This is a genomic window from Roseateles sp. P5_E11 (assembly GCF_054049355.1).
Genome location: NZ_JBFUMO010000255.1, coordinates 1 through 7,990, shown reverse-complemented (window position 1 = coordinate 7,990; position 7,990 = coordinate 1). Strand labels below are relative to the sequence as shown.

Below are 7,990 nucleotides of genomic sequence, written 5' to 3'. Positions count from 1 at the left end.
GTGCGAAACCCATCGGGATCGCTTTAGTCAACGTGTTGCCCCCGCCCATTGATCCGGTAACACACGTCCCGACAGGACAACCTACCCCGGTCTACGGCCCCGCGTGCTTCACCTTCGTTCGCTCTGGAAGTGGCAGCGCAACTGTGCCCCTCGACACCCTGCGCGCAGGCCTCGGCACCCCCCTCAAGACCAGCCGCAGCTACAACACCCTCGGCCTGCTCCAGCGCGAGACGGCAGTCGACGGCACCCAGACCCTCTACCAATACGACAACCTCCAACGCCTGCAAAGCGTCACGCGGGCCGAAAGCCAGCCCGACGCCCGCACCCAGCTCATCGGCTACGACGACTGGGGCCGCGTGCAGACCACCAGCCTGCAAGGCGATGCGACGGGCGTCACCGCCACCTACGACGCCGCCGGCCGCAAGACCAGCACCACCGACGCGCGCGGCACCAAGACCGTCTACTACTACGACGCCCAGGGTCGCCAGCAATACGCCATCCTCATCGACCCCCTGCTCGGCGGCGAGGTGAGCGAGACGATCTACAGCAACTTCAACGAACTCGCCGTCACGGTCACACACGCGCAGCGCCTGGGCACGGCCATCGCCAACGGGCTGGCCGGCGGCGCTACCACCGCCACGCTCGCCGAGCAAGTGACGCAGCTGGCCAGCGGGGCCAACGGGGCCAAGGACAACAAGCAAACCGTCCTCTACAACCGCCGCGGCCTCATCCAGCAGGCCATCGACGCGCTGGGCTACAAGACTGACACCAGCTACAACGCCTTCGGCCAGGTCGACAACACCATCACCGACACGGGCACGGCGGCGTCAGGCCTGCGGCGCCTGACCACGACCTACACCTACGACCGTCGCGGCGACGCCGTGCGGCGTGAGTTCAGCGGCACGGGTGTGAGCAACGTCGCCACGCAGGCCTACTTCGACGCCCTGGGCCGCCTGCAGTACAGCATCGACGAGCGCAACCAGACCACCAACTACACATACCTGCGCGACACCGGCAATGGCCGGCAAGTGACGGTGAGCGATCCGGCGGGAGACGTCACCACCACCTACGACGCGCTGGAGCGCGTTGTCAGCCGCAAGGATCGCAACAACCACACGGTCAGCTACACCTACGACGCCGTCGCTCGCACGATGACGATGACGACCGAGGAGGGCGTGCAGGTGGTGACCGAGACCACGCGCCACGGCCAGGTCTACAAGGTCACGGATGCCTTTGGCACCACCACCTACGCCTACGACACCCACGGCAACCTGTTGACTACGACAGACGCAGCCGGCAATGTCACCAAGAACACCTACGACCTCAACGACAACCTCACCCAGGTCATCCATGGCCTGAAGTCCAACGGTACGGCGCTGCCGACCGACGACGGCAGCGCCGTCACCACGGGCTACAGCTACGACGCGGCCGACCGGATGCTCACGCAGACCGTGAACCCCGGGGCGCAGCAGCTTGTGACCACCTACAAGTACGACGGCCAGGGCCGCCGGGTCGAGATCACGGACCCGCGGGGTACCGTCACGACGCAATCGTTCAACGCCAAAGGGGAGCTTCAAGAGGTCGTCATTGACCCCGTCAACGCCACTGACTCGCCTGAAGTCGCCGCAAAGCGGCTCAAGCTCAGGACCAGCTACAGCTACGACGCCCAGAGCCGCGTGCTCACCGTCATCGAAGGCGACGGCACGGCAGCGGCACGCCGGACCGACTACAAATACGACGCGCTGGGGAACCGCACAGAAGAGATCGTCGACCTCAATGGCATCGCGCTGCGCACCCGCTACGAGTACGACGCGGCCGGCCACGTGCTGGTGAAGCGCAACGCGCTGGACGAAGTGGTCGGGCGCTACCGCTATGACGGCGCGGGCCGGCTGCTGGACAGCATCGACGGCACGGGCGCCGTGACCCGCAACGTCTACGACAAGGGCCAGCTCAAGGCCACGCTTGCACTGCCCACCCGCCTGGGCGCGGGATGGGCGACCGACCTCGACAGCGCACTCAGCACCAAGATCAATGCATTGATCGACGGTGGAGAGGCTGTCAACCTTTTCGTCTACGACAAGGACGGGCGGCTCACCTACAGCGTGAATGCGGCCGGCGAAGTGAGCCGGCGCATCTACGACAAGGCCAACCGGGTCGTGGAGACCGTGCGCTACGAAACCAAGCTCAGTAGCCCAACGGCAGCGACCGTGGACGCGTTGGCCGCGCAGGCAGCTGGCCTTACCGAAAAACCGCTCAATCAGCACAGCTACGCCCGCTACGACGCCATCGGCCGCCTGACCTACAGCGTCGATGCGACGGGTGCCGTCAGCCGCTTCGAGTACGACCGCAACGGCCACGTCGTCAAGCAAAGCCGCTACGCCAACCGAATCACCTTGCCGCTGGCCGACGGTGTTGACCCCAGCGTCACGCTTGCGCTGAGCAGCGATCGCATTGACTACTTCCTCTACGACAGCGCCGGTCGTGAGCAGTTCCATGTCGATGCCGAAGGCTACGTCACCGAGACCCTCTACGACGACGCCAGCGGCACTGTCATCACTCGGCGGTATGTTGATCGCCTCTCGTTCAGCGGCACGCCCACGGCCAGCGCGATCGCGGCCATGAATCGGACGGGTGTCGCCACCTTCGGCCGTCAGATCGACCGGGCCGGCCGCCTCAGCGTCGAATCCGACAATGGCGTGAGGACCGTCACCGCCTACGACGAAGCTGGGCGGGTCAAGAGCGTGACTCAGGCGGAGGGTCTGGCTGAACAGACCATCACCAKCTACAGCTACAACACTGCAGGCCAGCGCACCGAGATGACGGTCGCATCGGGCAGCGCTGCTGCGGCCACGACGAAGTATCGGTACGACGGACGCGGCAATTTGCAGTGGGTCGTCGATCCGCGCGTCGTGCCGCTCACCACAGGCGATACGGCCTGGGAGCGCGCAGAGCGCAAACGCCTGGGCTATATGGAGGCCCTCAGCGACGTCTCGGAGGGCGCGAAAGAAACGCTGAAGAATATTTATTCCACCGAGTTCACCTACGACCTGATGGGTCGCGTGATTCGGTTCAAGCAGTACCTGGATACCTACAACCAGGTCATTACCGTCACCGAATACGACGCCTTCGGCAACGCATCGGTCATCACCGACCCGCGTGGCAACAAGAGCTACCAGGTCTTCGACAAGGCCAACCGCCTGGTCCAGAGCATCGACGCTGAAAGCTATCTCACCGTCTACTCCTACGACGCCTTCGGCAACCTTCAGAGTTCCCGGCACGTGGACGCCAAGGTGTCAGGGATTGTGGCCGGCAAGCCCGTGGCCTATGCGGCCAACGACGCTCTGGACAGCGTGGCGTCCGCCAGCTACGACAAGGCCAACCGGCTGCTGACGCGGACCGAATGGGCCAACAGCGACAACGAGACCTATACCGAGGGCGCGTCCGGCTCGCTCAACGCCTTCGGCGAACGCGACGCGGCGATCAACAAGCTGGGCGGCGTCACCAGCTACAGCTACGACAAGCTCGGCCGGCTGACCCAAGAGACCCTGCCCGTAACCTCGACCAACGAGGAGGGCGCTGAGGCCAAGAATGCGCAGGGCGTTGCGATCAAGGTCACCAACGCCTACGAGTACGACAGTCGCGGCAACCGCGTCAAGGCGACCGAGGCCGTCGGCCTGCCTGAAGAGCGCGTCACGGAAATGCGCTACGACGAAGCGAACCGCCTCGTGTACCGCATCGGCCGCGCCTACACGGCCGTCAACGCTGACGGCAGCACGGTCTCCTACACGCCGGTGGACTACACCGGTTACGACCGCCTGGGCCGCGTCATCGAGGTGGTGCGGCGCGGCAACTGGTCCGGAAGCGGTGTCGTCAGCGGTACCGGCAGCCGCAGTCTCACCTACTACAACTCGCGCGGCGACGTCGTTGCCCGCATCGCGCCGGACGGCGCCTACACCACCTACACGCTGGACGCGGTCGGCAACGTCTTCACCGAGACGGCTCTGGCCCAGGTCGTGACCATGCCCGCTGCAACGGGCACCCCACCGGCGGCGGTCACGACTGCTGGCAAGGACCGCACCACGCTGCGCCTGTACGACCAGCTCAACCGCATGGTCGAAGTCCAGGTCGTCGGCATGCGCTACTGGGAATCCACCGGCAGCGACGACAGCAACTTCACGACCGCCCTGCAAACGCCGGGTGTCGTCAAGGTGCGCAAGCTGGCCTACGACGCCAGCGGCAACATCGTGCAGGACACGGATGCGCGCGGCAATTCGGTGTACCGGTACTACGACAAGCTGGGCCGCCAGACCCTGAGCATCGACCAGGAAGGCTACGCCACTGCCTGGGACTATGGCCGCCACTTCATGGCCGCCACGAGCCAGACTCGCTACGCCGGAGCCTTGACCTCAACGCAATACGTGCGCCAGGATGACTTCGCCAGGAATGCTGCGCTGCGCGACCCGGTGGGCATCCTGGGGTACCTGAGCCCGATCGACCGCCGCAAGACGGAATATGACCTGGACCGCCTGGGCCGGGTCACCGAGCAGCGCGTGCTGGACGTTGCTGCGAGCGTCGTTGACGCCAGTGGCAACATCAGCACCAGTTCGCAGACGGCCCGCACGCAATACTTTTACAACGGCCTGGACGCGGTGCGCCTGACGCGCGAGTACGTGGGGGCCGGCACGGGCGGCACCGGATGGAACGAGACCACCGTCAAGTTCGATCTGCTGGGCCGCGAGACCCAGCGCATCGCGCCGGTCTTCAAGGACTACCGAGGCACCGATGTCCAGCCCACGACGGACACCCGGTACGACGGCCTGAGCGCTGTCACCCGCATCGTCAAGCTAGGCGAGACTTCGGCCCAGGACCGCGTTACCAAGTACCGCTACGACCACCGCAACGGCGACCTCACTGGCATCGTCGATGCCAACGGCAACCTGACGAGCTACGCCATCGGCACCAACGGCCAGCCCAGCCGCGTCACGATCAATGTGAGCGACGCGAATGGCGCGACCCACAACGTCATCAAGACCTATGTCTACGACGCCCTGGGGCGCGTAACCACGGCCAGCGACATCGGCACCGGCGAGGTGCGGCGCACGCGCTACAACGCCTTCGGGCAGGTTGAGGCCCGGGGGCTGGGCACTACGGACGTCTGGCAGGAGCGCATCGACTACAACGTGCTTGGCAAGATCGAGCGCAGCAACAGCGGCGACGGCGTCACCAAGCTCTATATCTACGACCGCAACGGCAATGCCACGCGACAGATCACGAGCACGGGCATCGATCTGCGTACCGTGTCGCTGGATGCGGCGGCGGTAGACGCCACACTCATCCACAGCTTTAGCGCCTACAACAATCGCAACCTGCTGATCAAGACGGCCGACATCAAGATCAGCTATCTGAAGGATCAGACGACGCTGTCGAGTGCCTTCACCAAGCAGCTGACCGACCTGTACGGTGCAATCACGGTCGCTCAACCCGATCCGGTCAAGATCTTGCCAACCGAGATCGCGGGCTCAGGCGGCGTTTTCTATGCTGCGCCCATCAGTGGCGCTACCGCCAGCACGCTGATGCCAACCGCGCCGGGTGTAGCGACCATGGGCCGGTCCTGGGTAGAGGGCGCAGTGCACACGGGTGCGGCCGAAGTCAGCCTGGACGGTAACAGCAACGCCAGTGCGACGATTCTCAGCTTCACTTCCGCATTTATTGGGGTCAGCGGCAATGGCACCGTCTACTACCGCAGGCCGGGTCAAGGCGACTGGACGGGCGTGTCCATTACCGGCAACAAGTCGGCTGCCCTGCCTGCGGGGAGCGGGGCCAATGGACAGTGGGCCCTTGTCATCGCAAAGGCAGACGGGACCTTCTATCGATTGACCTACACGGTGACGAACGGCGTCGCCGCGTTGGACCGCGACAAGGTGTCCGACATGACGGTGCTTTACCCGTCGCTGGATATACCGGTTGCCTATTCCCCCGGCCTGAGCAGCCAAACGGTCATCACGGTCGAGATGCGGCTGAATGGCTATGTGGTAACGGGCACGCTCAGCGGCACACCAGGAAATGCCGTCTTTTCCATTCCCTGGTCGCAGCTCGACGGCGCTGCGCTGGGAGTGAACAAGTTCACTACGCGCTCGCTCAACTACACATACACCGTCTACGCCTCATTCACCACGACGCAAGATCGCAAGAACCCCGTGGGCTATGGCAGCGGCACATGCCAGGCAGGATGTGATGGCACCCAGAACATAGGAAGCACGGCCGCTGCGCAGACCAGGTACCTGCCCTGGGTGAAGCTCAGCGTGAACACCGTCAGCCTTTCGGGTTCGATCGAACTCAGGGATCCTGCCAACGGCCAGTATTCAGCGTTGCCGCCGCTGGACCTGCGGCGCTTTGACACCGGCGCCGACACGCTGATCAGCCTGCAGGATTTCATTCCTTCCAGCGGCATGCGCACCGTCGCGCTGTCCTACACCGCACTCAATACTAACTACACGGGTCAGATCGACCTTTACGCCAACGGCTATGCGTCGCTGCGGAATCTCACCGCGACGCCGGTGAATTCGCCTTCGCTGGCGGTCACTTTGCCCGGCGCGACCCGGCTTTCATTGTTGCATCTGATTCCGGGAGGTGACCCTAGGAATCCAAGTCTTCAGAACCTAGCTCCATGGACAGGGCGTGGCGCCTCCCAGTGGAGTTTCAACTGGCCGATCTACAGCAATCAAACCGGCTGGTGGTACATGTACTACGAGGCGGTGGACGCGAATGAAAGTGTCGTGGCCAAGGGCATTGGCGCTTATTTTGTTGAGCAGGACGGCCGAGTCACGCAAACCTCGATGACTCCGGACTCCATCCCGGACTACCTCACCCTCACCCCTCCCGCCAACACGACCGACTTCACGCTGAAGTACCGCGTGAAGGGCTCGAACAGCGCCTGGACCACCGTGACGCGCGGCAATGGCCTGATCATTGACGGCAACCGGTTGCGACTGCCCGCCTCTGGCTTGATGCCGGCCGGGGGCGCTCCCTACGCGGAGTACGAGTACACCTACGAAGCAAAGAACGCCAGCGCCGCCATGCTGAGTAAGGGCGGTGGCGCCTTCCAGGTCGTGAAGTCGGGCGTGGTGGTGCCCACCTCGTCCTACCAGGAGCGCGTGCCGCTGCAGCCCATCGTTTTCAAGGGGTCTGCGGGACGCAGCGATGCCACCTATATGCGGGTGACCTATACGTCGACGACAACCGGCTTGCCAGTGACGGTTGACTTGCTTGGTGCCTGGGTCAGCACGCCGCTACCGGGCTACTTCCAGTACACCTGGGACAAGCCTTTCGACGGCCGATCCATCAATGGCGAAGAGAACTACAACATCCAACTTGCCCTGTGCAAGGACACGAATGGCACGCCGGTCAAAGACGAAGCCGGCAACGACATCGTCACGCGCGGCGTGATGAAGGTGGGCGGCTCCTTTGAGAAGCCCTGGGAGATCAAACAGAACGTGGTGTCCATCACCAAGGACGCCCAGGTCAAGCGCTTCCAGACCTGGAATGCCTTCGGCGAGGTCGCCTCGGAATTTGATGAGCGCGTGCTGGAGCGCGCCCAGGCCCAGGTCGCGTTCTACAACAGTACCGCCAGCGGCCTCAAGGGCGCCAGCCCGTATGTTGTCGACGCCAGTGCGGTGAAAACCGAGTTCGTCTACAACACCCTCGGCAAGCTGATCAAGAAGACGGACCCCCAGACGTTTGAGACGATGGAAAACGGCTTTATCCGCCGTATCCGCCCCCTCACCGAGTATGGATACGACCTGCTTGGGCGCCTGACCGTCAGCACCGACGCCAACAAGCATCAGAGCAAGGTCCACTACGACGGCGATGGCGACGGCAATCGCATTCAATGGGCTGCTGACAATGGCCAAAGCAAGCAGCTCACTGACATTTTCGGGGACGTGCGCTTGCTCGAGAACGCACTCCACGCGCAGACCGAACAGGGCTACGA

The 7,990-nt window shown here is 63.9% G+C and carries 1 protein-coding gene; it reads left to right on the top strand.

What is annotated here, in order from left to right; all coding sequences use genetic code 11:
* Positions 1-143: 143 nt before the first annotated feature.
* Positions 144-7,990, top strand: a 7,847-nt coding sequence (locus tag ACXJKR_RS18155) for a hypothetical protein (protein WP_457324009.1), incomplete at its 3' end; no start/stop codon positions are given.